The following is a 25,752-nucleotide window of genomic DNA, read 5'->3' on the forward strand; positions in this document are numbered from 1 at the left end:
AAGGGGCACTGATGCAGATCCAGGACCGCAACTACATCGACGGCAAGTGGGCAGTCTCGAGTGGTACCACCCGCATACCCGTCATCAACCCGGCAAACGACGAGGTGATCGCCGAGGTCGTGGCGGGCACCAATGCAGATGTCGACGCGGCCGTCGCCGCCGCCCGGGCCGCATTTCCGGCGTGGTCGGCAACGCCGGTGGGCGAGCGGGCCGATTACCTCACCGCGATCGCCGGCAAGTTGGCCGAACGGTCCGAGGACGTGGCACGCACCATCTCCTCCGAGATGGGTTGCCCCATCACGATTTCGCGGGCCATCCAGCTAGGGCTGCCGCTCAACAGTTTCGCCGAGGCCGCCAACGTCGTGCGCGCGTACGGGTTCGAGAGCGAGTACCGGGGATCGACGATCGTGCGGGAGCCGTTCGGCGTACTGGGTGCGATCACGCCCTGGAACTACCCCCTGCACCAGATCGCGCTGAAGGTCGCCTACGGATTGGCCGCGGGAAACGCCGTGGTCGTCAAACCCAGCGAGGTGACGCCGCTGTGCGCGCTCGCGCTGACCGAGATCATCGACGAGATCGGCCTGCCCCCAGGCGTGTTCAACCTGGTGTTCGGCACCGGGGCGGATGTCGGTGAGGCGATCGCCGGGCATGACGACGTCGACATCGTCAGCTTCACCGGGTCGACGCGGGCCGGCCGGCGCGTACAGGAAGTCGCCGCACGCACCGTCAAGCGCGTGTCGCTGGAGCTCGGGGGCAAGAGCCCCAACATCATTCTCGATGACGCCGACCTGAAATCGGTCGTGCCCGCATCGGTCAAGACGATGATGCTCAACTCCGGGCAGACCTGCTCGGCGTTGACCCGCATGATCGTCCCACGCGACAGGCTGGCCGAGGTGGAGGCGCTCGCGAAGGCAACTGCCGATGCACTGCCGGTGGGCGATCCGAGCGACGAGGGGACCGCACTGGGCCCGCTGTCGTCCCGGGCGCAGCAGGAACGGGTGCTCGGCCACATCCGCACAGCGATGGCCGAAGGCGCACGCCTCGTCACCGGCGGGGAGTCCGCAACCGACGCGTCCGGTGCCTTCGTACGGCCGACCGTTTTCTCCGATGTCACCGAGGACATGACGATCCACCGGGAAGAGGTTTTCGGCCCGGTCCTCGCGATCGAGGCCTACGACTCCGAGGACGACGCGGTACGGATCGCGAACGCAACGGATTACGGCCTGGCCGGTGCGGTCTGGTCTGCCTCACCGCAGCGTGCCGAGAGCATCGCGCGCCGGATCCGCGCCGGCCAGGTGCAGATCAATGCGGGCGCCTTCAACGCCAATGCCCCGTTCGGCGGGTACAAGCAGTCGGGCAACGGGCGCGAGGCCGGTGTCTACGGGCTCGAGGAATTCCTCGAGATCAAGTCGATTCAGCGGTGACCTGACCGGCCGGGTTGTCACGGATTCGAGATGGCCTGACCCTGCGGGTGGGTGATACTTCTCGGGCGAACAGCGCGCGGCGTGAGAAGAGGCAGATGACCCAGCAGGACCAGATCGACGGTGAACCGAGCTCCGTCGCGACTCCGGAGGCCAACCCCATGAAGCGGGTGGCGTTCGCCAGTTTCGTCGGCACCGCGATCGAGTTCTACGACTTCTACATCTACGGCACCGCTGCCGCCCTGATCTTTCCCCACGTGTTCTTCCCGAACATGGGGCCGACGATGGCGACGATCTCCTCGTTGGGGACCTTCGCGGTCGCCTTCCTGTCCCGCCCGATCGGTGCCGCGGTGTTCGGCCATTTCGGAGATCGATTGGGCCGCAAGAAAACTCTGATCGCGACGCTGCTGATCATGGGTCTGTCGACCGTCTGCGTCGGTTTGGTGCCCAGCGCAGCGACCATCGGCGTCGCCGCGCCGATCATCCTGCTGGCGCTGCGACTGCTGCAGGGCTTCGCGGTAGGCGGGGAATGGGCGGGTTCGGCGCTGCTGAGCGCCGAGTACGCGCCCGTCGGCAAGCGCGGCAGGTACGGGATGTTCACGCAGCTCGGTGCCGGCGCCGGGCTGGCCGTGAGCAACCTGGTGGTCTTCGTGGTCAGTGTGACCATCGGCGAGAAGAGCGCGGTCTTCCTGGACTGGGGCTGGCGGCTGCCGTTCCTGTTCAGCGCGGTGCTGCTGATCGTGGCGCTCTATGTGCGGTTGAGCATCGACGAGACGCCGGTCTTCGCCCGGGAGCAGGTGGCCGGTGGCGTGCCCAAGGCGCCGCTGCGCGAACTGTTCCGGACCCAGACCCGACAGGTTGCGCTCGCGGCGGGCTGCATGGTCGGCATCTTCACCATGAGCTTTCTGGGCGGCACCTACCTGATGAGTTACGCCAGCACCCGCATCGGACACCCGCGCAGCCTGATCCTCGGTGTCGGTGTGCTGGCCGGCGTCGCGCTGATGATCTTCTCGGCGATCTCGGCGCTGCTGTGCGACCGGTACGGTCGGCGGCGCGTCATTCTCGCCGGCTTCGGGCTCGCCCTGCCATGGGCGTTCGTGGTGATGCCGCTGATCGACTCCGGTTCACCGGTGGGCTTCGCCGTGGCGATCGCCGGGATCTTCTGCATCTTCGGGATCTCCTACGGGCCGATCGCCTCGTTCCTGCCTGAGATCTTCGCCACCCGCTACCGCTACACCGGCGCCGGCCTCGCGTTCAATCTGGCCGGCATCGTGGGTGGGGCGATTCCGCCGTTGGTCGCCGGAGTTCTGGTGGCCACGCTGGGTAGCTGGGCTGTTGGAGCGATGATGGCGGCGTTCGTCGTCGTCAGCATCGTCTCGACCGTGCTGTTGCCCGAGACAAAGGGAACCGAATTGGACGCCGTCATGAGTGACTCTGCGAGGTGACCGTGGCGGGCCGCAGATGTGCGGCCTGCTAAGCTGCCCTGCAGTTCGACGTCCTTTAACGATCCGTCCCGAGAGGCGGAGAAGGAGGTCAGGGTCACCTTATGGGCTCTTCAAGTGCCGACCGGGAATTGTTGTCTGCGGCGGACGTCGGCCGCACCGTTTCCCGGATCGCCCATCAGATCATCGAAAAGACCGCTCTCGACGATCCCGCCGAACGTGAGCGGGTCGTTCTCCTGGGTATCCCCACGCGCGGTGTGACACTCGCCAGGCGCTTGGCCGCCAAGATCAACGAGTTCGCCGATGTGGCGTTGCCGGTGGGTGCGTTGGATATCACGCTCTACCGCGATGACCTCAACTTCAAGCCGCCGCGACCGCTGGCGGCAACGTCGATCCCGGCCGGCGGCATCGATGACGCCGTGGTCATCCTCGTCGACGACGTCCTGTACTCCGGTCGCTCGGTGCGCTCGGCGCTGGATGCGTTGCGCGACATCGGCCGTCCGCGGGTGGTGCAGCTGGCGGTGCTGGTCGACCGCGGTCATCGGGAGCTGCCGGTGCGGGCCGATTACGTCGGCAAGAACGTGCCGACCTCGCGCACCGAGAGTGTCCACGTGCTGCTGTCCGAGGATGACGACCGTGACGGGGTGGTGATTTCGAAATGACGAACGCTTGCGTGAGGAATCGACCGCTATGACGACACGTCATCTCCTGTCGGCGCAGGACCTCACCCGGGATGACGCGACGGCGATCCTCGACGACGCCGACCGCTTCCGCGAGGCGCTGCTGGGCCGCGAGGTCAAGAAGCTGCCGACGTTGCGCGGCCGCACCGTCATCACGATGTTCTACGAGAACTCCACCCGTACCCGGGTCTCGTTCGAGGTCGCAGGCAAGTGGATGAGCGCCGACGTGATCAACGTCAGCTCGTCGGGATCCTCGGTGGCCAAAGGGGAGTCGCTGCGCGATACCGCATTGACCCTGCGCGCCGCCGGCGCCGACGCCCTGATCATCCGCCACCCCGCCTCGGGCGCCGCGCAACAGCTCGCGGAGTGGACCGCCGAGGACGGGGGCGGGGGGCCCAGCGTGATCAACGCCGGCGACGGCACCCATGAGCATCCGACCCAGGCCCTGCTCGACGCCTTGACCATCCGCCAGCGGCTGGGCTCGATCGAGGGCAGGCGCGTGGTGATCGTCGGCGACGTGCTGCACAGCCGCGTGGCCCGGTCGAACGTATCCCTGCTGGCCACCCTGGGTGCCGAGGTGGTGCTGGTGGCGCCACCGACGCTGCTGCCGGTCGGGGTGTCCGGCTGGCCGGTCACGGTGTCGCACGACCTCGACGCCGAACTGCCCGCTGCCGATGCGGTGTTGATGCTGCGGGTCCAGGCCGAGCGGATGAACGGTGCGTTCTTCCCGTCCGCGCGTGAGTACTCGGTGCGCTACGGGTTGTCGGAGAAGCGTCAGGCCATGCTGCCCGGCAACGCCGTGGTGCTGCACCCCGGCCCGATGCTGCGCGGTATGGAGATCGCGTTCCCGGTTGCCGATTCTTCGCAATCGGCTGTTCTGCAACAGGTTTCAAATGGTGTCCATGTGCGGATGGCGGTGCTGTTCCATCTGCTGGTGGGTGCGGATCGAGAGGCGATCAGCGTATGACGAGACACATCGCAGACTCGAATCCGCCGGTGCTCATCCGCGGTGTCCGCCTCTACGGTGAGGGCGACGCGCTCGACGTGTTGGTCGCCGACGGGCAGCTCGTGGAAATTGGACCGGGGATCGGTTCCGATGCACCCAAGGGTGCCGAGGTGGTCGAAGCCGCCGGCCAGCTGCTGTTGCCGGGCTTCGTCGACCTGCACACCCATCTGCGCGAGCCGGGTCGCGAGTACGCCGAGGACATCGAAACCGGTTCGGCGGCAGCAGCTCTCGGTGGGTACACCGCGGTGTTCGCGATGGCCAACACTGATCCGGTCGCCGATTCCGCGGTGGTCACCGACCACGTGTGGAATCGCGGCCAGCAGGTGGGCCTGGTCGACGTGCACCCAGTCGGTGCGGTCACCGTCGGTCTCAAGGGCAAGCAGCTCACCGAGATGGGCCTGATGGCCGACGGTGTCGGTCAGGTACGGATGTTCTCCGACGATGGTCTGTGCGTCGATGATCCGCTGGTGATGCGGCGGGCGCTCGAATACGCCACCGGTCTCGGAGTGCTCATCGCCCAGCACGCCGAAGAGCCGCGGCTGACCGTCGGTGCGGTCGCCCATGAAGGGCCCAACGCCGCCCGGCTGGGCCTGGCCGGGTGGCCACGCTCGGCCGAAGAGTCGATCGTGGCCCGTGACGCGATCCTGGCCCGCGATGCCGGTGCTCGGGTGCACATCTGCCACGCGTCCACCGCGGGCACTGTGGAATTGCTGAAATGGGCCAAGGCGCAGGGTATTTCGATCACCGCCGAGGTCACCCCGCACCACCTGCTGCTCGACGACGGTCGGCTGGCCAGCTACGACGGACGCAACCGCGTCAACCCGCCGTTGCGGGAGGACAGCGATGCCGAGGCACTGCGCCAGGCGCTGGCCGACGGGGTGATCGACTGCGTCGCCACCGATCACGCGCCGCATGCCGAGCACGAGAAGTGCTGTGAATTCTCGGTCGCCCGTCCGGGCATGCTCGGCCTGCAGACCGCTCTGTCGGTGGTGGCCGAGACCATGGTGCGGCCCGGCCTGCTGACCTGGCGCGGCGTGGCCAAGGTGATGAGCGAGGCCCCCGCGGCCATCGTCGGGCTGCCCGATCAGGGCCGGCCGCTGGAAGTGGGCGAGCCTGCCAACCTCACGGTGATCGATCCCGATGCGACCTGGACGGTCGAAGGCGACGGGCTGGCCAGCCGGTCGGACAACACGCCCTTCGAATCGATGACGCTGCCCGCGACGGTGACCGCCACATTGCTGCGGGGCAAGATCACCGCACTCGACGGGAAGTGTCCTTCAGCGGGCAGAGGCGCGACGACCCGGGGATCGGCGCCGTGAACACTCCCACGCTGATCGCGTCGCTGATCCTGGCCGGCCTGCTGGCCGTGCTGATCGCGTTCCTGATCCGCCAGATGATGCGCGGCTGGTTGCATCGCGCACAGCGCCAGGCTGAACTGATCGGCACCCTGCCGCCCCTGCCCGAGACCGTCAGCGCATCGATCATTCCGCCGATGAAGGGCATGTACGTCGGCAGCACCGTGGTGCCGCATTGGAACGACAAGGTGGCCGCCGGCAGCCTTGGCTTTCGGGCCAAGGCCGTGCTGACCCGCTACCCCGAGGGAATCATGTTGCAGCGCAGCGGGGCCGGCCCGGTCTGGATCCCCGCCGAGTCGGTCACCGCTATCAGGACCGAGCGTGGAATCGCAGGCAAGGCACTGACTTACGACGGAATCCTGGCCATCAGGTGGCGGCTGCCTTCGGGCACCGAGATCGATACCGGGTTCCGCGCCGACAATCGCGCAGAGTACGACCGCTGGCTGGAGGAAGAGGCATGACGAACAATCGAAATGACAGGGCGGTCCTGGTACTCGAGGACGGGCGCGTCTTCACGGGTACGACCTTCGGAGCAGTCGGGCAGACCCTCGGGGAAGCGGTGTTCTCCACCGGCATGTCGGGCTACCAGGAAACGCTCACCGATCCCAGCTATCACGGCCAGATCGTGGTCGCCACCGCACCGCAGATCGGCAACACCGGGTGGAACTCCGAGGACGGCGAGAGCCGCGACGACAGAATCTGGGTGGCCGGTTACGCCGTGCGTGATCCCTCGCCGCGAGCATCGAACTGGCGCGCCAGTGGGACGCTCGACGACGAGTTGATCCGCCAGGGCATCGTGGGCATCGCGGGGATCGACACCCGGGCGGTGGTGCGCCACCTGCGCACCCGCGGTTCGATGAAGGCCGGGTTGTTTTCGGGATCGGCCTTGGCAGGGACCGACGAGCTGGTGGCTCGCGTGCTGGACCAGCCCTCGATGCTGGGCGCGGATCTGGCGGGGCAGGTCAGCACGCAGAGTTCCTACGTTGTGGAACCGGAAGGCGGCCACAGGTTTACGGTCGCGGCAGTCGACCTGGGTATCAAGACCAACACGCCGCGCAACTTCGCGCGGCGCGGGATTCGCAGCCACGTGCTGCCGTCATCGGTGAACTTCGATCAGATCGCCGACCTCAAGCCGGACGGGGTGTTCCTGTCCAACGGCCCCGGTGATCCGGCCACCGCCGACCACATCGTCGCGGTGACCCGTGAGGTGCTCGGCGCCGGAATCCCGTTGTTCGGCATCTGCTTCGGCAACCAGATCCTGGGCCGCGCCCTGGGCCGGTCCACCTACAAGATGGTGTTCGGCCACCGCGGTATCAACATCCCGGTCATCGACCACATCACCGGGCGGGTGGCGATCACCGCCCAGAACCACGGGTTCGCGCTGGAGGGTGAGGCGGGGGAGAAATTCGACACCCCCTTCGGCACTGGCGAGGTCAGCCATACCTGCGCCAACGACGGTGTGGTGGAAGGCATCCGGCTGGCTGATGGCCGGGCGTTCTCGGTCCAGTACCACCCGGAAGCCGCGGCCGGCCCGCATGACGCGGAATACCTGTTCGACCAGTTCGTCGACCTGATGGCAGGAGAGAAGTAATGCCACGTCGCTCTGACCTCAACCACGTGCTGGTGATCGGGTCCGGCCCGATCGTCATCGGCCAGGCCTGCGAGTTCGACTACTCGGGCACCCAGGCCTGCCGGGTGCTGCGTGCCGAGGGCATCCAGGTCACCCTGATCAACTCGAACCCGGCCACGATCATGACCGACCCGGAGTACGCCGACCACACCTACGTCGAGCCGATCACACCGGAGTTCGTCGAGAAGGTGCTGGCGCAGCAGGCCGAGCGGGGCAACAAGATCGACGCCGTGCTGGCCACCCTGGGCGGACAGACCGCGCTGAACACCGCCGTCGGCCTCCACGACCTTGGCATCCTGGAGCGCTACGGGGTCGAGATGATCGGCGCCGATTTCGACGCCATCCAGCGCGGTGAGGACCGGCAGAAGTTCAAGGACATCGTCGCCAAGGTCGGTGGCGAGTCCGCGAAGTCGCGAGTCTGCTTCACGATGGACGAGGTCCGTGAGACGGTCGGCGAACTGGGCCTGCCCGTTGTGGTGCGTCCGTCCTTCACCATGGGCGGCCTGGGCTCGGGCATGGCCTACTCGGCCGAGGACGTCGAGCGGATGGCTGGTGAGGGCCTGGCCGCCTCGCCGACCGCGAACGTGCTCATCGAGGAATCGATCTACGGCTGGAAGGAATTCGAGCTCGAGCTGATGCGCGACCACCGCGACAACGTGGTGGTGGTCTGCTCGATCGAGAACTTCGACCCGATGGGTGTGCACACCGGGGACTCGGTGACCGTTGCCCCGGCGATGACGCTGACCGACCGCGAGTACCAGATCATGCGCGATCTCGGCATCGCCATCCTGCGCGAAGTGGGTGTGGACACGGGTGGCTGCAACATCCAGTTCGCGATCAACCCGCGTGACGGCCGCCTCATCGTCATCGAGATGAACCCGCGGGTATCGCGGTCCTCGGCATTGGCGTCGAAAGCGACGGGCTTCCCGATCGCCAAGATCGCGGCCAAGCTGGCCATCGGCTACACCCTCGACGAGATCATCAACGACATCACCAAAGAGACCCCGGCCTGTTTCGAGCCCACGCTGGATTATGTGGTGGTCAAAGCGCCGCGGTTCGCTTTCGAGAAGTTCCCCGGCGCCGACGCCACGCTGACCACCACGATGAAGTCGGTCGGCGAGGCGATGTCGTTGGGCCGCAACTTCATCGAGGCGCTCGGCAAGGTGATGCGGTCGCTGGAGACCAGCCGGGCCGGGTTCTGGACCGGTCCGGACCCCGAACTGACGGTCGAGCAACTGTTGACCGGCCTGCGCACCGCGGTGGACGGCAGGCTCTATGACATCGAGCACGCGCTGCGTCTGGGCGCCAGCGTCGAGCAGGTGGCCGAGGCCTCCGGTGTCGACCCGTGGTTCATCGAGCAGATCGCCGGTCTGGTGGCGCTGCGGGTCGAGCTGCTGGAAGCGCCCGTCCTTGATGCCGAGCTGCTCCGGCGGGCCAAGCACAACGGGCTGTCGGATCGCCAGATCGCCGCGCTGCGACCGGAACTGGCCGGCGAGTCGGGTGTGCGTGCGTTGCGCCGCCGCCTCGGTATCCACCCGGTGTACAAGACCGTGGACACCTGCGCGGCCGAGTTCGACGCCAAGACGCCGTACCACTACAGCAGCTACGAGCTCGACCCTGCCGCCGAGACCGAAGTCGCCCCGCAGACCGAGAAGCCCAAGGTGCTGATCCTGGGTTCGGGGCCGAACCGGATCGGCCAGGGCATCGAGTTCGACTACAGCTGTGTGCATGCCGCGACCACGTTGAGTGCGGTCGGCTTCGAGACGGTGATGGTGAACTGCAACCCCGAGACGGTGTCCACCGACTACGACACCGCCGACCGGTTGTACTTCGAGCCGCTGACGTTCGAGGACGTGCTGGAGGTCTACTACGCCGAGGACACCTCGGGCAAGGGTGAGGACGGAGCCGGTCCCGGCGTCGTCGGCGTGATCGTTCAGCTCGGTGGGCAGACACCGCTGGGCCTGGCCAAGCGCCTCGAAGAGGCCGGGGTCCCGATCGTGGGCACTGGGCCCGACGCCATCGACCTGGCCGAGGACCGTGGGCTTTTCGGCGAGGTTCTGGTCAACGCGGGCCTGCCGGCCCCGCGGTTCGGCACCGCCACCAGCTTCGAGCAGGCCCGGCGGATCGCCTCCGACATCGGCTACCCCGTGCTGGTCCGACCCTCCTACGTCCTGGGCGGACGCGGCATGGAGATCGTCTACGACGAGACGACCCTGGAGGGCTACATCGCCCGTGCCACCCAGCTGTCCCCGGAACACCCGGTGCTGGTCGACCGGTTCCTCGAGGATGCGATCGAGATCGATGTCGACGCGCTGTGCGACGGCAGCGAGGTGTACATCGGCGGCATCATGGAGCACATCGAGGAGGCCGGTATCCACTCCGGCGACTCGGCGTGCGCGCTGCCCCCGGTGACGTTGGGCCGCAGCGACATCGAAGCGGTACGCCGCGCGACCGAGGCCATCGCCCACGGCATCGGCGTGGTCGGACTGCTCAACGTCCAGTACGCGCTCAAGGACGACGTGCTCTACGTGTTGGAGGCCAACCCGCGGGCCAGCCGTACTGTGCCGTTCGTTTCCAAGGCCACCGCGGTGCCTCTGGCCAAGGCTTGTGCCCGGGTGATGTTGGGCGCCACCATCGCCGAGTTGCGTGCGGAGGGAATGCTGAACGAGACCGGCGACGGGGCCAACATTGCCCGCAACGCGCCGGTTGCGGTCAAGGAAGCCGTGCTGCCGTTCCACCGATTCCGCCGGGCCGACGGTGCCCAGGTCGACTCACTGCTGGGACCGGAGATGAAGTCCACCGGTGAGGTCATGGGTATCGACCACGACTTCGGTACCGCGTTCGCCAAGAGCCAGACGGCGGCCTATGGGTCGCTGCCGACCTCGGGCACGGTCTTCGTGTCGGTGGCCAACCGCGACAAGCGTTCGCTGGTGTTCCCGGTCAAGCGGCTGGCTGATCTCGGATTCCGGGTGCTGGCTACCGAGGGCACCGCGGAGATGTTGCGCCGCAACGGTATTCCCTGCGACGAGGTGCGCAAGCACTCAGAGCGGCCCAGTGGAACCGGCGACCTGCCGTCCTCGGTCGACGCCATCAAGGCCGGCGAGGTCGACATGGTGATCAACACGCCGTACGGAAATTCCGGTCCGCGCGTCGACGGTTACGAGATCCGTTCGGCCGCAGTGTCGATGAACATCCCGTGCGTGACGACGGTGCAGGGCGCCTCGGCCGCGGTGCAAGGCATCGAGGCGGCTATCCGCGGCGACATCGGCGTGATGTCACTGCAGGAACTGCACAGCGCGCTGGAATCGCGCTGACCATGGACGCTTTCGGGCAACGGCTGGCCGACGCGGTGTCGGAGCGGGGGCCCCTGTGCCCCGGCATCGACCCGCATCCCGAACTGCTGCGGGCATGGGATCTGTCCACCGACGCCGACGGTCTGGCGGCGTTCAGTGACATCTGCGTGACGGCGTTCGCCGGATTCGCGATGGTCAAGCCGCAGGTGGCGTTCTTCGAGGCCTACGGCTCAGCGGGTTTCGCGGTGCTGGAACGCACGATGGCGGCGCTGCGCGAGGCCGGGGTGCTGGTGCTGGCCGACGCCAAGCGGGGGGATATCGGCTCGACGATGGCCGCCTATGCAACGGCATGGGCCGGTGACTCACCGTTGGCGGCCGACGCGGTGACCGCATCGCCGTATCTGGGTTTCGGGTCGTTGCAGCCATTGCTGGACACCGCAGCGGCCCACGGCCGCGGGGTGTTCGTGCTGGCCGCCACCTCCAATCCTGAGGGGCCCAGCGTGCAGCGGGCCATGGCCGGGTCGCGGACCGTCGCCCAGTCCGTCGTCGACGATGTGGCCAGCGTAAATCGGCTCGCTGCGAATCGGACCGCAGCTCACTTCACTGGATCGGTGGGTGTGGTGGTCGGGGCGACGGTCACCGACCTGCCGGATCTCAGCGCGCTGGGTGGGCCGGTGTTGGTGCCCGGTGTCGGCGCCCAGGGTGGGCGTGCCGACGCGCTGGGCGGGTTCGGGGGCGCCCAATTGGTGCTGCCCGCGGTGTCGCGTGAGGTGCTGCGGGCGGGCCCTGTGGTGGCCGATCTGCGTGCGGCGGCCGAACGCCTGCGCGACGCGGTCGCCTACCTCGCCTGAGGGCGTATCCGGCCCATCGTGCGGCCGCAAGTCAAAGTGAAAACGAAAAGGGCGATCCGCCGTGGCGGACCGCCCTCTTCGTGATGTTGGCGCGCGGTTTTCCACGCCTTGGTAGTGCTCGTCGCGCTAGCGCGACCTAGGTGTAGAAACCGGTGAGCCGGTCGAGAAGTGATTGAGCGCAATCAATTTGGTTCAAGGCGCTGCCAGATACGGTGCGGCGCACCGGGTCACAGCGGAATCCAGACTCCGAAGAACCAGAATCCCCATCCGTTGAAGTCCGGATTGAAGAGGGGGCTCACCCACCTGCCGTTGTAATTGAACGGCTGGTGGTCGAACCTGCCCTGGTCCATCCCGCGCCAGGACAGATCGGGCGGTGGCGCGCCCCAGTGCCCGCCGCGGTCATCGGGTCCGCCATGGTCGCCTGGCCAGCCAGGTCCGCCAGGTCCTCGGTCACCGGGTCCACCTGGTCCACCGGGGCCACCGGGGCCGCGGTCACCGGGTCCGCCGGGGCCGCGGTCACCAGGTCCGCCAGGTCCGCCGGGTCCTCGGTCACCGGGTCCGCCAGGTCCACCTGGGCCGTGGTCGCCCGGCCCTCCTGGTCCACCGGGTCCGCCGGGGCCCTGGCAATTGCCGAAGCCGCACGGCGGTCCGGGTTGGGCAACCGCTACGCCCGCTCCGGCCGCCAAAGTGGCGGTTCCGAGCGCTATGGCGAGGGCAGAAGCGCAGGTCAAGCGCTTGATGTTCATGTCCAGCTTCCCTTCGGGGGTAATGGATACCCGACCTGGGCAAGGCTATTTAGCCAAGCTGTGTAATCGCTATGCGGCAACTGGGCAAGGGTTAGGCACCGTGTGCACGCGTCGTCGTTTGACGTGCGCGTCACCGGTTCCGACACGCCCGACACGCCGTGACCAGCGAAAACTTTTTTTACCCGCCGGTAATCGCAGGTTCGGGGGCCGTTGCCGCGAGTATCGGGCGCCTTCGGCATTAGCTGCCGGTTCCTCGAAAACCATTGACTTGCAGGAATATCCGGCCCGGCGGCCTGTCCGCGTCGGTGCTGGGCGGCGGTTTCGGGGGAAAACCGGGGGTCGCCGGAGTGCACTACACGCTGGGCTTTTAGCGCCGTAACCAGGGGGTGGGGTTAGCGTTTGTCAGCCTGCGTGGGTACGGTCGTCGTCGCTGGCTGGTTTGCACTCCAGCCGTACAAAACAAGTGATGGCCGAAGAGAAATCGCCAGGAGACGGAGGAAACCGTGGCCCTTCCCCAGTTGACCGACGAACAGCGCGCGGCAGCGTTGGAGAAGGCTGCTGCCGCACGTCGAGCGCGAGCCGAGCTCAAGGATCGGCTCAAGCGTGGCGGCACCAACCTCAAGCAGGTGCTCACCGACGCCGAGACCGATGAGGTCTTGGGCAAGATGAAGGTTTCCGCGCTGCTCGAAGCCCTGCCCAAGGTGGGCAAGGTCAAGGCACAGGAGATCATGACCGAGCTGGAGATCGCTCCGACCCGCCGTCTGCGCGGCCTCGGTGATCGTCAGCGCAAGGCCCTCCTGGAGAAGTTCGACCAGTAGAGGTTCCCGCATTGAGCGCTGGTAGGGGGGTCGGACAACACACAGCGACGGCTCCGGTCGTCGTGTTGTCCGGCCCCTCCGCCGTCGGGAAGTCCACCGTGGTCCGTTGTCTGCGGGAGCGGCTTCCCGACCTGTATTTCTCCGTCTCGGTCACGACCAGGGCACCGCGGCCGGGCGAAGTCGACGGAGTCGACTACACATTCGTGTCCAAAGAACGCTTCCAGCAGCTGATCGATGACGGTGAGCTGCTCGAATGGGCCGACATCCACAGCGGATTGCACCGCTCCGGGACGCCGGCCCAGCCGGTTCGGGACGCCACCCGGGCCGGGCGCCCGGTGCTGATCGAGGTCGATCTGGCCGGGGCGCACGCCGTCAAGCAGGCCATGCCGGAAGTGGTATCGGTGTTCCTGGCACCGCCGAGTTGGGACGAACTGGTCAACCGGCTGTCCGGCCGGGGGACCGAGACGCCCGAGGTCATGGCCAGGCGCTTGGAGACCGCGCGGGCCGAAATGGCTGCCAAATCTGACTTTGACCAGGTCGTGGTGAACCGCCAGTTGGATTCTGCATGCGCTGAATTGGTATCCTTGCTGGTGGACAGTCGGTGACTCATCGTGGCGGGGCCGACGCGATCGGATCCGCACGCCACCAGCACGCTGTTCGCAACATGCATTTTCGCCATAACCGCCAGGAGACTTTTTAGTGAGCACCCCGCACGCCGATGCGCAGCTGGCCGCTGCGGACGACATCGATTCGTCTGCTGCCAGCGCCTACGACACGCCGCTGGGCATCACCAACCCGCCCATCGACGAGTTGTTGGACCGCGCATCGAGCAAGTACGCGCTGGTGATCTACGCCGCCAAGCGCGCGCGTCAGATCAACGATTACTACAACCAGCTGGGCGACGGCATTCTTGAGTACGTCGGCCCCCTGGTCGAGCCCGGTCTGCAGGAGAAGCCGCTGTCCATCGCGATGCGGGAGATCCACGAGGACCTGCTCGAGCACACCGAGGGCGGCGAGTAGCCAGGCCAGGGCCGGGCACGTGAGCGCGCGTAAGCGAGTCGTCGTCGGTGTGGCCGGCGGCATTGCCGCCTACAAGGCGTGCACCCTGGTCCGTCAACTCACCGAGGCCGGCCACTCGGTGCGCGTGCTGCCCACCGAGTCGGCTCTCCGCTTCGTCGGGGCCGCCACGTTCGAAGCCCTCTCGGGCAATCCGGTGCACACCGGCGTCTTTACCGACGTCCACGAGGTACCGCACGTCCGTATCGGCCAGGAGGCCGATCTCGTCGTCGTCGCACCCGCCACCGCCGATCTGTTGGCGCGAGCCGTGGCCGGCCGCGCCGACGACCTGCTGACCGCCACGCTTCTCACGGCACGATGTCCGGTGCTGTTCGCCCCGGCCATGCACACCGAGATGTGGTTCCACCCGGCCACCGTCGACAACGTCGCCACGCTGCGCCGTCGGGGTGCAGTGGTGCTGGAACCCGCGTCGGGACGGCTCACCGGAGCTGACAGCGGCGCGGGGCGGCTACCTGAGGCCGAAGAGATCGCAACTTTCGCGCAGCTGTTGCTGGAGCGGGGCTTGGAATCCCCGGCCCTTCCGTACGACCTGGCCGGGGTCAAGGCCCTGGTGACTGCCGGCGGTACACGTGAGCCCATCGATCCGGTGCGCTTCATCGGCAACCGCAGCTCCGGCAAGCAGGGATACGCGGTGGCCCGCGTCCTGGCCCAGCGGGGCGCCGACGTGACCCTTGTCGCCGGCAACACCGCCGGTCTGGTCGACCCGGCCGGCGTCGACGTCGTGCATATCGGTTCAGCCGCGCAGTTGCGTGATGCGGTATCCAAGTACGCCCCGGAGGCCAACGTCCTGGTGATGGCCGCGGCTGTCGCGGACTTCCGGCCTGCGCAGGTGGCAACCAGCAAGATCAAGAAGGGCAGCGCCTCCGAGCCCAATTCCATCGACCTCGTCCGTAACGACGATGTGCTCGCCGGAGCGGTGCGCTCCCGGACCGAGGGGCAGTTGCCCAACATGCGGGCCATCGTCGGCTTCGCCGCCGAGACCGGCGATGCCAATGGCGACGTGCTGTTCCACGCCAGGGCCAAACTCCGGCGCAAGGGATGTGACCTGCTGGTGGTGAACGCGGTGGGGGAGAACCGTGCGTTCGAGGTGGACAGCAACGACGGTTGGTTACTGAGCGCCGACGGCGCCGAGACCGCATTGGAACACGGTTCGAAGACTCTGATGGCCACCCGTATCGTGGACGCAATCGGGGCGTTCCTGGGCACGCACGACGGGTGACGCGACGTACGCATCAATGTGCGGATAAGGGTTGCGCATCGGCGTCCCACGCGCTTGGGTGCAACAGGACATAGATATCATTCGTCTAACTAAGTAGTTTTGAGACTGAAACCTTTTCAGATCGGCAAGGAAGGAAGCAGACCGTGAGCCAAGGTCGCCTGTTTACCAGTGAGTCGGTAACCGAAGGACACCCCGACAAGATCTGTGATGCGATCAGCGACTCGGTGCTCGACGCGCTGCTGGAGCAGGATCCCAAGTCGCGGGTCGCGGTGGAGACGCTGGTCACCACCGGCCAGGTGCACGTCGCCGGCGAGGTCACCACCTCCGCCTACGCCGACATCCCGAAGATCGTGCGTGACCGCATCCTGGAGATCGGCTACGACTCGTCGACCAAGGGATTCGACGGCGCCTCGTGCGGTGTGAACATCGCCATCGGCGCGCAGTCGCCCGATATCGCCCAAGGCGTCGACACCGCGCATGAGGCCCGCGTCGAAGGCGCCGGTGATCCGCTGGATGCCCAGGGCGCCGGTGATCAGGGCCTGATGTTCGGCTACGCCATCGGTGACACACCGGAACTGATGCCGCTGCCGATCGCGCTGGCGCACCGGTTGGCGCGGCGCCTCACCGAGGTCCGCAAAAACGGTGTCGTCGACTACCTGCGCCCGGACGGCAAGACGCAGGTCACCATCGCCTACGACGGCCGGACGCCGGTGCGGCTCGACACCGTGGTTCTCTCCACCCAGCACGCCGACGGGATCGACCTGGACGGCACCCTGACCCCGGACATCCGGGAGAAGGTCGTCAACACCGTGCTGGCCGATCTCAACCACGAGACCCTGGACACCTCCGATTTCCGTCTGCTGGTCAACCCGACCGGCAAGTTCGTGCTCGGTGGCCCGATGGGTGACGCCGGTCTGACCGGCCGCAAGATCATTGTCGACACCTACGGCGGCTGGGCCCGCCACGGCGGCGGTGCCTTCTCCGGCAAGGATCCGTCAAAGGTGGACCGTTCCGCCGCGTACGCGATGCGCTGGGTGGCCAAGAACGTCGTCGCCGCCGGTCTGGCCGAGCGCGTCGAGGTTCAGGTCGCCTACGCGATCGGCAAGGCGGCCCCGGTCGGCCTGTTCGTGGAGACCTTCGGCACCGAGACCGTCGATCCGGCCCGCATCGAGAAGGCCATCAGCAGCGTGTTCGATCTGCGCCCCGGCGCGATCATTCGCGACCTGGACCTGCTGCGGCCGATCTACGCCCAGACGGCGGCCTACGGCCACTTCGGGCGCACCGACATCGAGCTGCCCTGGGAGCAGCTCAACAAGGTCGAGGACCTGAAGGCCTCGGTCTAGCTTTTTCTGCCGAGCAGACGCAAAACCCCCCATTTCCACGCGAAATTGGGGGGTTTTCGCTGGGGGCCCCTCCCGCTTGCGGGGGACTGCTCGCGCTATGAGGTGAACGCGTAGTCGTCGAGATCGAAGCTGCGGCTGCGCCAGTACGCCTCGACGGTGGTGGCGGGCCGCAGCGGCACGTCGCCGTTGCGGTCGAAGTAGTAGCTGTTGGCCTGTGAGCAGCTGTCCTGCCAGAAGATCTGGCGGTGACGCTTGCGCATCATCTCGGCGAAGTACCGGTCGTTGGCCTCCTGCCGCACTTCGACGCGACGGGCGGCCCGGCGGTCGGCCTGTGCGATACAGCGCACCAGATGGCGGGTTTGCGCCTCGATCAACGCGAAGTACGACGATCCGACGTAGCCGTACGGGCCCATGACGGAGAAGAAGTTCGCGAAGCCGGGAACGCTCACCCCTTCGTAGGCCTGCATCCGGTGCTGCGTCCAGAAATCGCTCAGCGACTGCCCGCCCGATCCCACGATCTCGAAAGGCAGCGCGTCCACATCCATCACTTTGAAGCCGGTGGCCAAGATGAGCACGTCGACGTCGTGGCTTTCCCCGTCGGTGGTGGCGACCCCGGAGCCGGTGATCTTGTCGATCGGTTCGGTGACCAACCGCACGTTGTCGCGGTTGAAGGTGGCCAGATAGGTGTTGTGGAAGCCGGGTCGTTTACATCCCACCGCGTACCGCGGTGTGAGCTTGTCGCGCACCTCGGGATCCCGCACCTGTTGGCGTAGATAGGCCCGCCCGGCCGCGCCCGCCCGCTTGGCGAACGGGTTGATCGTGAAGTACTGCGCCGCCAGCGGGAAGGTGAACTCCACGTACGCCTGGCTGATCAGCCGGTGCAGGGTCCGGCCGCCGGGCAGCCGCATCACCCTGCGGGCGATCGGTGGGATCTGCACGTCGACCTTAGGGAAGCACCAGATGGGTGTGCGCTGAAAAACGGTGAGCTGCTGGACCTTCGGTGCGATTTCGGGAATGACCTGAACCGCCGAGGCGCCGGTGCCGATGATCGCGACCCGCTTGCCCGTCAGGTCCTGGGTGTGATCCCACCGGGCGGTGTGCACGGTGGTCCCGGCGAAGGAGTCGACGCCGTCGATGTCCGGCAGTTTCGGGATGGTCAGCACCCCGCTGGCGTTGACCAGAAATCGTGCGGTGAGCGTGTCGCCGCAATCCAGTTCGAGCCGCCACAGGTTCTCGTCGTCGTCGAAGACCGCGCGGGAGACGGTCGAGTTGAACCGGATCCGGGGCCGCAGGCCGTACTTGTCGACGCAGTTGTCGGCGTAGGCGCGCAACTCTTTTCCGGGCGCGTAGGTGCGCGACCAGTCCCGCGACTGCTCGAAGGAGAACTGATAGGAGAACGACGGGATGTCCACGGCCACGCCGGGATAGGTGTTCCAGAACCAGGTGCCGCCGGCCCCGTCACCGGCCTCCAGGATGAGGTAGTCGGGCAGACCGGCCTTGTCCAGCGCGATGGCCGTGCCGATGCCGGAGAATCCGGCGCCGACGATGAGGGTGTGAAAGTCGGGCATCAGGCCACCTCTCGGCTGCGTCCGATCATGTGGACGCCGTGTGTGGGTCGCAATGTCAACGTAGCCTCCAACTCCACCGAGTGGCCACCACCCAGTGCCTTCTCACAGACACGCTGACCGAATGAACCGCGCCGAGCCGCGCAGCGTTTCACACTAGGCCGAGGCCTGATGTGGAAAGGAGCACCACCACGATGGAATCCGATGATGTTCCGGAGCTGAACCGCAGGAGGACGCTGCTCGGTTTGGCCGCGGTCGGCGGAGTAGTCGCCGTCGGGGTGGGCGGCCTGGCCGAGGCGGCGGCCTGGCTGCGGCCCGACGCGTTGACGCCGGCCCGGTTCGCCGACCGCTTTGAGCAGATATCCGGCCGTCACGACGGATTCCGTCGCAACCACGCCAAGGGGCTGGCCGCGACAGGAACGTTCACCAGCACCGGTGCGGGCGCCCAGGTGAGCAGGGCCGCAGTGTTCAGACCCGGCACTGTGCCCGTCGTGGGCCGGTTCTCGTTGTCCGGCGGGCTGCCCGATCAACCCGACAAACCCGACACCGTCAGGGGACTTGGTCTGATGTTCCGACTCCCCGACGGCGAACAGTGGCGCACCGCGATGGTCAATATTCCGGTGTTCCCGGACAGCACGCCGCAGGGTTTCTTTGACCGCATGCTGGCCTCGCGTCCCGTACCAGCGACTGGCAAGCCGGACCCGGAGGCGATGGCCGCGTTCCTGGCCGGCCATCCGGAAACCGCGGCGGCGATGAAGATCATCAAGCAGAGCCCGCCGAGCGCAGGGTTTACCGACGATACGTACCGCGGCCTCAATGCCTTTCGCGCCACCAACGCTCAGGGTGAGACAACGGCGATCCGTTGGGCGGCGGTGCCGCTGGCGTCGGGCAAGCCTGCTGGGCAGACACACGGCAACGAGGAGAACGTTCTCTTCGACACGCTCATCGACGCGATCACCGCCGGTCCGGTCAGCTGGAAGTTGATCCTCACTCTGGCCGATCCCACCGATCCCACTCACGACGCGACGCTTCCGTGGCCGGAGGACCGCAAGACCATCGACGCCGGCACCATCACCATCGACGCCGTCCAGACCGAGGCCCCCGGCAATGCCCGCGACATCAACTTCGACCCACTCGTGCTGCCCGACGGCTTGGCGGTATCGGACGATCCGCTGCCGAGCGCGCGATCCGCCGTCTACGCCCGCTCGTTCAACCGGCGGGCCCGAGAACCGAAGTCGCCCAGCGCAGTCGTCGTTCCCGGGGGTGCGCAATGACCACTGAAACCGCGCCGCCGATCACGAAGTTCAACCTGGCGGCCAGGCTGCTGCACTGGTCGATGGCGGTCATGGTGATCGCGCAGTTCTTCATCGGCGTCACCATGATCGCGGCGCTCAGTTACTATCCGCTGCTGCTGGCGATTCACCGGCCGCTGGGCATAGCGATCCTGGTGTTCGCGATCGTGCGACTGGTCAACCGGCTCACCCGGCGACTGCCCCCGTTCCTGGCGACGATGGGCCCGCTGGAACGTGGCATCGCCAGTTACTCCGAATACTTGCTGTACGCACTGCTTTTGGTGCAGCCACTGATCGGGTGGGCCATGTTGTCGGCGGCACGGTCGCCGGTCGTGTTGGTCGGGGCGCTGCACCTTCCGGCGATCGCCCCGCACAACATCACCCTTTACGCGGCGTTGCGCACCGCCCATACCGTGGCGGCTTATCTCCTGTTCGCGACGTTCACCGCACATATCTGCGCGGTGCTGTTCCACGTCGTGGCGCTACGCGACGGGATAATCCGTCGAATGTCGTTGTGGCCCAGGGGGAAACGAACCGAGGACTAGAGGCGTCAGCCGTGCAGCGCCGCCCGCAGCGCGGCCATCGCCCGGTCGAATGATTCGGTGGCTGTCGGGACTACACCGACATAGCCGAGGTAACCGTGCACCAAGGTCTCGGCATTGTCCAGCTGTACCGGAACGCCTGCGGCAGCGAGCAATTCGGCGTAACGGATGCCATCATCGCGCAACGGGTCGTGCCCGGCAACGGCGACGTAGGCCGGCGCGAGGCCCGACAGGTCCGCTGCGCGGGCCGGCACCAGCGTGGCCGGCGGATCGGACAGATCCACATGCCCGGCATACCAACGGGAAAACCCTGCGACGGCGTCGAGACCCAGGATCGGCGCCTCGGCGTTCTCGGTGAACGACGGCAGGCTGGTGTCCCAGGTGGTGGCCGGGTACCACAGCAGCTGAAAGCGCAGGGGAGTGTCGGCGTCACGCGCCAGCAGCGCCACGACGGCGCTGAGGTTGCCACCCGCCGAATCCCCGGCCACGGCCATCCGGTCGGCGTCGACACCGAGTTCTGCTGCGTTGGCGGCCACCCACTGCGTCGCCGCCCATACATCGTCGACCGCGGCGGGGTAGGGATGCTCGGGGGCCAGCCGATATTCCACCGACACCACGACGGCGTCGGCGGCCACCGCGTGCTGGCGGGCGGTGCCGTCGTAACTGTCCAAGTCACCCAGTGCCCAGCCGCCGCCGTGGATGAACACCACAACCGGAAGTGTCGTGCCGTCGGCGGTCGGTGGCCGGTACACCCGAACCCGGACCGGGCCGGCCGGGCCGGGAACCTCTCGGTCCTCGGTCTTCACGTCGGGATGGACCGGCAGCCGCGGTATCTCGCTGAACTGGCGGCGGGCTTCCTCGACACCGATGTCGGTCGACAGTTGGAACGGCACCGCCTCCAGTACCTTCTGCAGGATGGCATCGACAGCTGGTAACGCGTCAGCAACGGACATTCCGCAACCGTACGCACACCGCGTCACGGTGCGGTTGTGGGTATTGGCCGTGGTCGTCGCGGCGGGCTACGGGGTGTTCCTGATCGTCACCGCGATGCGGTTGCCGACGGGTGCCGACCTGACCGGTCAATTCACCCTCCAACCTGCGGTGAAGGCGCTGGCGGCGATCCTGCTGGCCGCGGCGGCGTGCGCTCATCCGATCGTGCGGGAACGGCGCTGGCTGGTGGGTGCGCTGGTGTTCTCGGCACTCGGCGACTTCCTGCTCGCGATCCCGTGGTGGGAGCCGTCGTTCGTGCTGGGGTTGGCCGCCTTCCTGGTAGCGCACCTGTGCTTTCTCTGCGTGTTGGTGCCGCTGGCGCGGCGTTCGACCCCGCGGCTGATCGCGGTCGCAATCACGGTCCTGGCGTGTCTGGCGCTGCTGACCTGGTTCTGGCCTCGGCTCGTCGAACAGGGAATGGCTGTGCCGGTGGTCGCCTACATCGCAGTGCTCGGAGCCATGGTGTCCACCGCGTTGCTGGCCCGGCTGCCCACACCGTGGACTGCGCTCGGTGGGGTGTGTTTCGCGGCGTCGGACGCAATGATCGGCATCAGCCAGTTCGTGCGTGGTGACCAACTGCTCGCCGTCCCGATCTGGTGGGGCTACGCGGCGTCACTGGTGCTGATCACCGCCGGCCTCTTCTTCGGGCGCTCGACACAACCTCCTGCTAAACCTGCACAGTGACCATCACCCGCCGCGCCGCAGATCATGAACCCATCGCGCGGGTGCTTCCCCTGCTCACCGTTCCGCACCTGGACCGGGAGTTCGACTATCTGGTGTCGGAGGAACAGTCCGACGACGCCCAGCCCGGTGTGCGGGTCCGGGTGCGGTTCAACGGCAGGCTGGTTGACGCATACCTCCTGGAGCGACGGTCCGACACCGACCACACCGGCAAGCTCGGCTGGCTCGATCGCGTCGTCTCGCCTGAGCCGGTGCTCACCCCCGAGGTCCGGAGACTCGTCGACGCCGTCGCCGCGCGCTACGCCGGGACCCGGGCGGACGTACTGCGCCTGGCGGTACCACCGCGCCACGCCAGGGTCGAGAAGCAGACCCCGGAGGAGCCGGAACCGGCCGCGGTCGTCCCCGTGGACACCAGTGCCTGGGTCCGCTATGGCCGGGGTGAACAGTTCCTGACCGCAGTCGGTGAGGGCCGTGCGGCGCGGGCGGTGTGGCAGGCACTGCCCGGGGAGAACTGGGCACAGCGGTTGGCTGAAGCTGCTGCCGTTGCGGTGAATGCGGGGCTGGGCGTGGTGGCAGTGGTGCCCGATCAGCGCGATGTCGACGCGCTGTATGCCGCGGCGACCGAACGGGTGGCCGAGTCACGCGTGGTGGCGTTGTCGGCGGGGCTGGGCCCGTCGGCCCGGTACCGCCGCTGGCTGGCGGCGCTGCGGGGACAGGCCCAGGTGGTGATCGGCACCCGCAGCGCAGTGTTCGCGCCGGTGGCCAACCTCGGACTGGTCCTGGTGTGGGACGACGGCGACGACAACCTCGCCGAGCCGCGCGCGCCCTATCCGCACGCCCGCGAGGTCGCCATGCTGCGCGCCCACCAGCTGCGCTGCGCCGCGATCATCGGCGGCTACGCGCGGACCGCCGAGGCGCAGGCGCTGGTGCGGACGAACTGGGCCCACGACGTGGTGGCCCCCCGGCCGGTCGTCCGGGCCGCCGCACCGCGAGTGGTCGCCTTGGAAGACAGCGGGTACGCCCAGGAACGCGATCCGGCCGCCCACACCGCGCGGCTGCCGTCCATGGCGCTGCAAGCGGCCCGCTCGGCGTTGCAGGCGCAGCGCCCGGTGCTGATCCAGGTTCCCCGTCGCGGGTACATACCGGCGTTGGCCTGTGCGCGGTGCCGCGCGGTGACCCGCTGCCGGCACTGCACCGGACCGCTGGCCCTCCCGGACCGGGGCACTGCTGCCGCGGAATGCCGGTGGTGCGGTCGCGCCGAGCCCGCATTGCGTTGTGCGCGTTGCGGTTCGGATGCGGTGCGGGCGGTCGTGGTGGGGGCCCGACGGACCGCGGAAGAGTTGGGGCGGGCCTTTGCCGGTACCTCGGTGATCACCTCGGGCGGCGACGCGATGGTCGGTGCGGTGGGGGAAGGGCCGGCCCTGGTGGTCTGTACGCCCGGCGCGGAGCCGATCGCCGAAGGCGGTTACGGCGCAGCCCTGCTGCTCGACGCGTGGGCTCTGCTGGGCCGGCAGGATCTGCGTGCCGCCGAGGACACGATGCGCCGCTGGATGGCCGCGGCGGCCCTGGTGCGGCCGCGCACCGAAGGCGGCGTGGTGGCCGTGGTCGCCGAGTCGGCGATCGCCACCGTGCAGGCGCTGATCCGGTGGGATCCGGTCGCACATGCCGACGCCGAACTCGACGGCCGCGGTGAGGTGGGACTGCCGCCTGCGGTGCACATGGCCGCCATCGATGGGACCACCGCGGCGGTCGAGGCATTGCTCGATACCGCCCAGTTGCCCGATGTCGCGGAAACCCTCGGGCCGGTGGAACTGCCGCCCGGCGCGCGTCGTCCACCCGGGCTGGGGTCCGACGCCGAGGTGAGCCGGATGCTGGTCCGGGTACCGCGTGACGCGGGTTTGGAGTTGGCGGCGGCCCTGCGCCGGGCGACCGCGGTGCTCAGTGCGCGCAAGGATCAGCAACCATGTCGTATCCAAATCGACCCGCTGCACATAGGGTAAGGCGGACATTCACCCGGTACCGGTGAGTGACGAACCAGGAGGCTGCCATGCGCCGGGTGTGGTCGTGGTTGTTTACCTTGGCGCTCATTGCCTTTGGCCTGCTCTGGCCTCTGGTGTTCACCGGCGGGTCAGCATCGGGTCCCGGTGTGGGCCAGGCCGATCCGGTGGTGATCACCGACTACCGCGGCGATTTCACCGTCGGCGCAGACGGCCGGATGACCGCCGTGGAGACCATCACCGGCAATTTCCCGAGCGGCCGGCACGGGATCTTCCGCTACTGGGACATAGCCAACCAGAACAATTCCCGCCTCCGGCAGGTGCCCGAGATCACGGCGATCACGATGGACGGCGCGCCGGCGCCCTACCAACTGTTGTGGGAGACCGGTAAACGGTTCCGGGTGGCCAAGATCGGCGACCCCGGCTCCACTCTGGACTGGGGCAGCCACGTGTTCGAGATCCGGTACACGATCGACGGCGTTCTCGATCCGGGCACCGTCGGTGTCGACCGTCAGTTTGCCGCGAACACCGGCAGCCCCGATGCCCAGTCGGCCTTCTACTGGAACGTCGTCGCGCCGGCCTGGAACAACACGATCGAACGGGCCGACATCTCCGTCACCCTGCCGGCCGAGGTGATCGGGGCCGGTTGCAGCGTCGGATTCGGGGTCGGCAGTGCCTGTACGGATCTGCGCGCCGAAGGCAACACCGTGCGGCTGACGGCGACCGACCTGGAGCCGCACACGCCGGTGACGCTGCGCGCCGGCGTCGACGTGGCGACACCGCCTCAGACGACCCTGCCGTGGCCGTACACGTGGGACAGGATCCTCGGCCGGTCGGTGACCGGGTTGGTCTGGATCGCGCTGCTGACCGTCGGCATGGGACTGCTCGCGTACTTCTGGTCGCGGACCACCGTCGAACCGGCACCGGGATTTCCGGTGCAGTACGAGCCCCCGAAAGGGCTCGGGCCCGTACAGACCGAGTACATCCGCACCGAGAACGTTCCGAAGAACGGGCTCAGTGCGACTTTGTTTCACCTCGCTGAGCGGGGACTAGTGGAGCTGCGGCAGGTCAGCGACGAGCACTGGAAAATCAAAGGCCTCGCCAAGCCGGCCGAGTGGGCCGATGTCGATCCGGTCGGCATCGACGTGGGTGCGGCCCTCAAGGTGATGTCGCCGGGCGCCGAGTTCGCCGCCAAGAACACCGCTGCGGCCGGCAAGAAGCTGTCCAAGGCCAAAGCTGACATGGCGGTTGCGGTGCGCAAGTGGGCGTTCGACGACGGCCTCATGGTCAAGCGGCGTAGGGAATGGTGGATCCTCGTCGCCAATGTGGCGGCGTTCTTCGCGGCGTTGGCGTGTTTCTGGCTGTGGTTCGGAATCCCGATCACGTTGTGGGGGCTGCCCTTCGCGGCGTTCTTCGTGTTCTCGGTAGGTTCCTGGGCCGGCGGTGTCGGTACCCGTCGTACTGCTACCGGTCGGGAACTGTGGTCGCGGGCAGAGGGATTCCACCGTCTGCTTTCCACCGATTCGGCCGAGTCCAGGTTCGACTTCGCCGCACGCAAAGACCTCTACCTGGCCTACATCCCGTTCGCGGTGGCCGGTGGCGCCGCGGCGCTGTGGGCCAAGAAGTATCAAGACACCATGGGTGCTGCTGCACCCCAACCAAATTGGTACAACTCGTCGTCATCGTCGTCGGACGACAGCCACGGTTTCACCGGTGGAACCGGCGGCGCGGACTTCGACAGTTTCGAATCGGCACTATCGTCATCGATCGGGGTGTACACGGCCTCGCAGTCGTCATCCTCTTC

Annotated in this window: 22 protein-coding genes and 1 pseudogene; 19 read left to right on the forward strand and 4 right to left on the reverse strand. The window is 67.4% G+C overall.

The genetic code is table 11. The features are described 5' to 3' along the window. Positions 1 to 11: 11 nt before the first annotated feature. The 9 genes from HBE63_RS09355 to pyrF all read left to right on the forward strand — a co-directional run bounded on the left by HBE63_RS09355 (position 12) and on the right by pyrF (position 11,678). Positions 12 to 1,424, forward strand: coding sequence for an aldehyde dehydrogenase family protein (locus HBE63_RS09355; RefSeq protein WP_166904501.1), 1,413 nt, complete (start codon positions 12 to 14; stop codon positions 1,422 to 1,424). A gap of 158 nt (positions 1,425 to 1,582) precedes the next feature. Beyond that, entirely contained in the window at positions 1,583 to 2,866 is a 1,284-nt protein-coding gene (locus tag HBE63_RS09360) for an MFS transporter (protein WP_208301426.1), read from the forward strand. Between the two features lie 101 nt (positions 2,867 to 2,967). After that, positions 2,968 to 3,525 carry a bifunctional pyr operon transcriptional regulator/uracil phosphoribosyltransferase PyrR gene (gene pyrR, locus HBE63_RS09365; RefSeq protein ID WP_166904503.1) on the forward strand — a complete coding sequence of 186 codons (558 nt, stop codon included), beginning with the start codon at positions 2,968 to 2,970 and terminating at the stop codon, positions 3,523 to 3,525. A gap of 28 nt (positions 3,526 to 3,553) precedes the next feature. Beyond that, entirely contained in the window at positions 3,554 to 4,510 is a 957-nt protein-coding gene (locus HBE63_RS09370) for an aspartate carbamoyltransferase catalytic subunit (RefSeq protein ID WP_090425519.1), read from the forward strand. Then, complete coding sequence (locus HBE63_RS09375; RefSeq protein ID WP_166904504.1) at positions 4,507 to 5,868, forward strand: dihydroorotase; 1,362 nt, start codon at positions 4,507 to 4,509, stop codon at positions 5,866 to 5,868. Before HBE63_RS09370 ends, HBE63_RS09375 begins: the two co-directional genes overlap by 4 nt. Beyond that, the gene (locus HBE63_RS09380; RefSeq protein ID WP_166904505.1) at positions 5,865 to 6,365 is read left to right on the forward strand and encodes a transporter; all 501 of its coding nucleotides are present in this window, start codon (positions 5,865 to 5,867) and stop codon (positions 6,363 to 6,365) included. Before HBE63_RS09375 ends, HBE63_RS09380 begins: the two co-directional genes overlap by 4 nt. Then, positions 6,362 to 7,495, forward strand: coding sequence for a glutamine-hydrolyzing carbamoyl-phosphate synthase small subunit (carA, locus tag HBE63_RS09385; protein ID WP_166904506.1), 1,134 nt, complete (start codon positions 6,362 to 6,364; stop codon positions 7,493 to 7,495). Before HBE63_RS09380 ends, carA begins: the two co-directional genes overlap by 4 nt. Continuing rightward, entirely contained in the window at positions 7,495 to 10,848 is a 3,354-nt protein-coding gene (carB, locus tag HBE63_RS09390) for a carbamoyl-phosphate synthase large subunit (protein ID WP_166904507.1), read from the forward strand. The genes carA and carB overlap by 1 nt, the downstream gene beginning before the upstream one ends. Positions 10,849 to 10,850: 2 nt before the next feature. Next, the gene (gene pyrF, locus HBE63_RS09395; RefSeq protein WP_166904508.1) at positions 10,851 to 11,678 is read left to right on the forward strand and encodes an orotidine-5'-phosphate decarboxylase; all 828 of its coding nucleotides are present in this window, start codon (positions 10,851 to 10,853) and stop codon (positions 11,676 to 11,678) included. A 227-nt stretch (positions 11,679 to 11,905) separates the two neighbouring features. Here pyrF and HBE63_RS09400 read toward each other — a convergent pair whose 3' ends face one another. Continuing rightward, positions 11,906 to 12,424: a hypothetical protein gene (locus HBE63_RS09400; RefSeq protein WP_243858581.1), complete on the reverse strand. Its 519-nt coding sequence runs from the start codon at positions 12,422 to 12,424 to the stop codon at positions 11,906 to 11,908. A gap of 503 nt (positions 12,425 to 12,927) precedes the next feature. Here HBE63_RS09400 and mihF point away from each other — a divergent pair. From mihF to metK, 5 genes are all read left to right on the forward strand, one after another. Next, on the forward strand, positions 12,928 to 13,242 hold the full coding sequence (mihF, locus tag HBE63_RS09405) for an integration host factor, actinobacterial type (protein ID WP_003880790.1): 315 nt from the start codon (positions 12,928 to 12,930) through the stop codon (positions 13,240 to 13,242). An 11-nt stretch (positions 13,243 to 13,253) separates the two neighbouring features. Further along, positions 13,254 to 13,847 (forward strand): guanylate kinase, encoded by a 594-nt coding sequence (gmk, locus tag HBE63_RS09410; protein WP_166904510.1) that lies wholly within the window; start codon positions 13,254 to 13,256, stop codon positions 13,845 to 13,847. 94 nt (positions 13,848 to 13,941) lie between these two features. Continuing rightward, positions 13,942 to 14,262: a DNA-directed RNA polymerase subunit omega gene (gene rpoZ / locus HBE63_RS09415; protein WP_044518192.1), complete on the forward strand. Its 321-nt coding sequence runs from the start codon at positions 13,942 to 13,944 to the stop codon at positions 14,260 to 14,262. A gap of 19 nt (positions 14,263 to 14,281) precedes the next feature. After that, positions 14,282 to 15,538, forward strand: a complete 1,257-nt coding sequence (coaBC, locus tag HBE63_RS09420) for a bifunctional phosphopantothenoylcysteine decarboxylase/phosphopantothenate--cysteine ligase CoaBC (protein WP_166904511.1) — start codon at positions 14,282 to 14,284, stop codon at positions 15,536 to 15,538. Positions 15,539 to 15,681: 143 nt separating this feature from the next. Beyond that, complete coding sequence (gene metK, locus HBE63_RS09425; RefSeq protein ID WP_166904512.1) at positions 15,682 to 16,881, forward strand: methionine adenosyltransferase; 1,200 nt, start codon at positions 15,682 to 15,684, stop codon at positions 16,879 to 16,881. A 95-nt stretch (positions 16,882 to 16,976) separates the two neighbouring features. Here the strand turns inward: metK and HBE63_RS09430 are convergent, their stop codons facing one another. Both HBE63_RS09430 and HBE63_RS31350 read right to left on the reverse strand, forming a co-directional pair. Continuing rightward, complete coding sequence (locus HBE63_RS09430; protein ID WP_166904513.1) at positions 16,977 to 18,449, reverse strand: NAD(P)/FAD-dependent oxidoreductase; 1,473 nt, start codon at positions 18,447 to 18,449, stop codon at positions 16,977 to 16,979. Continuing rightward, a pseudogene (locus HBE63_RS31350) lies at positions 18,449 to 18,544 on the reverse strand (hypothetical protein); the annotation flags it as partial. The pseudogene HBE63_RS31350 and the gene HBE63_RS09430, both read right to left, overlap by 1 nt. Before the next feature lie 96 nt (positions 18,545 to 18,640). On the opposite strand from HBE63_RS31350, the gene HBE63_RS09435 reads away from it, so the two are divergent. Both HBE63_RS09435 and HBE63_RS09440 read left to right on the forward strand, forming a co-directional pair. Then, positions 18,641 to 19,720: a catalase family peroxidase gene (locus tag HBE63_RS09435; protein WP_243858582.1), complete on the forward strand. Its 1,080-nt coding sequence runs from the start codon at positions 18,641 to 18,643 to the stop codon at positions 19,718 to 19,720. Then, complete coding sequence (locus HBE63_RS09440; RefSeq protein WP_166904514.1) at positions 19,717 to 20,283, forward strand: cytochrome b; 567 nt, start codon at positions 19,717 to 19,719, stop codon at positions 20,281 to 20,283. The genes HBE63_RS09435 and HBE63_RS09440 overlap by 4 nt, the downstream gene beginning before the upstream one ends. 5 nt (positions 20,284 to 20,288) lie before the next feature. Here HBE63_RS09440 and HBE63_RS09445 read toward each other — a convergent pair whose 3' ends face one another. Beyond that, a complete protein-coding gene (locus HBE63_RS09445) occupies positions 20,289 to 21,233 on the reverse strand; it encodes an alpha/beta hydrolase (RefSeq protein WP_166904515.1) in 945 nt (314 codons plus the stop codon). On the opposite strand from HBE63_RS09445, the gene HBE63_RS09450 reads away from it, so the two are divergent. The 3 genes from HBE63_RS09450 to HBE63_RS09460 form a co-directional block, all read left to right on the forward strand. Further along, on the forward strand, positions 21,196 to 21,954 hold the full coding sequence (locus HBE63_RS09450) for a lysoplasmalogenase (RefSeq protein ID WP_208301332.1): 759 nt from the start codon (positions 21,196 to 21,198) through the stop codon (positions 21,952 to 21,954). The two genes, HBE63_RS09445 and HBE63_RS09450, sit on opposite strands and share 38 nt — an antisense overlap. Beyond that, positions 21,951 to 23,951: a primosomal protein N' gene (locus HBE63_RS09455; protein ID WP_166904516.1), complete on the forward strand. Its 2,001-nt coding sequence runs from the start codon at positions 21,951 to 21,953 to the stop codon at positions 23,949 to 23,951. Before HBE63_RS09450 ends, HBE63_RS09455 begins: the two co-directional genes overlap by 4 nt. A 47-nt stretch (positions 23,952 to 23,998) precedes the next feature. Beyond that, on the forward strand, positions 23,999 to 25,752 hold a 1,754-nt coding region (locus HBE63_RS09460), incomplete at its 3' end, for a DUF2207 domain-containing protein (protein WP_166909589.1).

Source organism: Mycobacterium sp. DL440 (assembly GCF_011745145.1).
GTDB lineage: Bacteria > Actinomycetota > Actinomycetes > Mycobacteriales > Mycobacteriaceae > Mycobacterium.

What these genes read in the sequence shown, in the direction of transcription:
- HBE63_RS09435 (WP_243858582.1), top strand. Translation starts at nt 18,641, where the DNA reads ATGGAATCCGATGATGTTCCGGAGCTGAACCGCAGGAGGACGCTGCTC.
- HBE63_RS09355 (WP_166904501.1), top strand. Translation starts at nt 12, where the DNA reads ATGCAGATCCAGGACCGCAACTACATCGACGGCAAGTGGGCAGTCTCG.
- HBE63_RS09400 (WP_243858581.1), bottom strand. Translation starts at nt 12,424, where the DNA reads ATGAACATCAAGCGCTTGACCTGCGCTTCTGCCCTCGCCATAGCGCTC.
- HBE63_RS09370 (WP_090425519.1), top strand. Translation starts at nt 3,554, where the DNA reads ATGACGACACGTCATCTCCTGTCGGCGCAGGACCTCACCCGGGATGAC.
- HBE63_RS09440 (WP_166904514.1), top strand. Translation starts at nt 19,717, where the DNA reads ATGACCACTGAAACCGCGCCGCCGATCACGAAGTTCAACCTGGCGGCC.
- pyrF (WP_166904508.1), top strand. Translation starts at nt 10,851, where the DNA reads ATGGACGCTTTCGGGCAACGGCTGGCCGACGCGGTGTCGGAGCGGGGG.
- HBE63_RS09450 (WP_208301332.1), top strand. Translation starts at nt 21,196, where the DNA reads ATGGCATCGACAGCTGGTAACGCGTCAGCAACGGACATTCCGCAACCG.
- carB (WP_166904507.1), top strand. Translation starts at nt 7,495, where the DNA reads ATGCCACGTCGCTCTGACCTCAACCACGTGCTGGTGATCGGGTCCGGC.
- HBE63_RS09445 (WP_166904515.1), bottom strand. Translation starts at nt 21,233, where the DNA reads ATGTCCGTTGCTGACGCGTTACCAGCTGTCGATGCCATCCTGCAGAAG.
- pyrR (WP_166904503.1), top strand. Translation starts at nt 2,968, where the DNA reads ATGGGCTCTTCAAGTGCCGACCGGGAATTGTTGTCTGCGGCGGACGTC.
- HBE63_RS09375 (WP_166904504.1), top strand. Translation starts at nt 4,507, where the DNA reads ATGACGAGACACATCGCAGACTCGAATCCGCCGGTGCTCATCCGCGGT.
- HBE63_RS09360 (WP_208301426.1), top strand. Translation starts at nt 1,583, where the DNA reads ATGAAGCGGGTGGCGTTCGCCAGTTTCGTCGGCACCGCGATCGAGTTC.
- carA (WP_166904506.1), top strand. Translation starts at nt 6,362, where the DNA reads ATGACGAACAATCGAAATGACAGGGCGGTCCTGGTACTCGAGGACGGG.
- HBE63_RS09430 (WP_166904513.1), bottom strand. Translation starts at nt 18,449, where the DNA reads ATGCCCGACTTTCACACCCTCATCGTCGGCGCCGGATTCTCCGGCATC.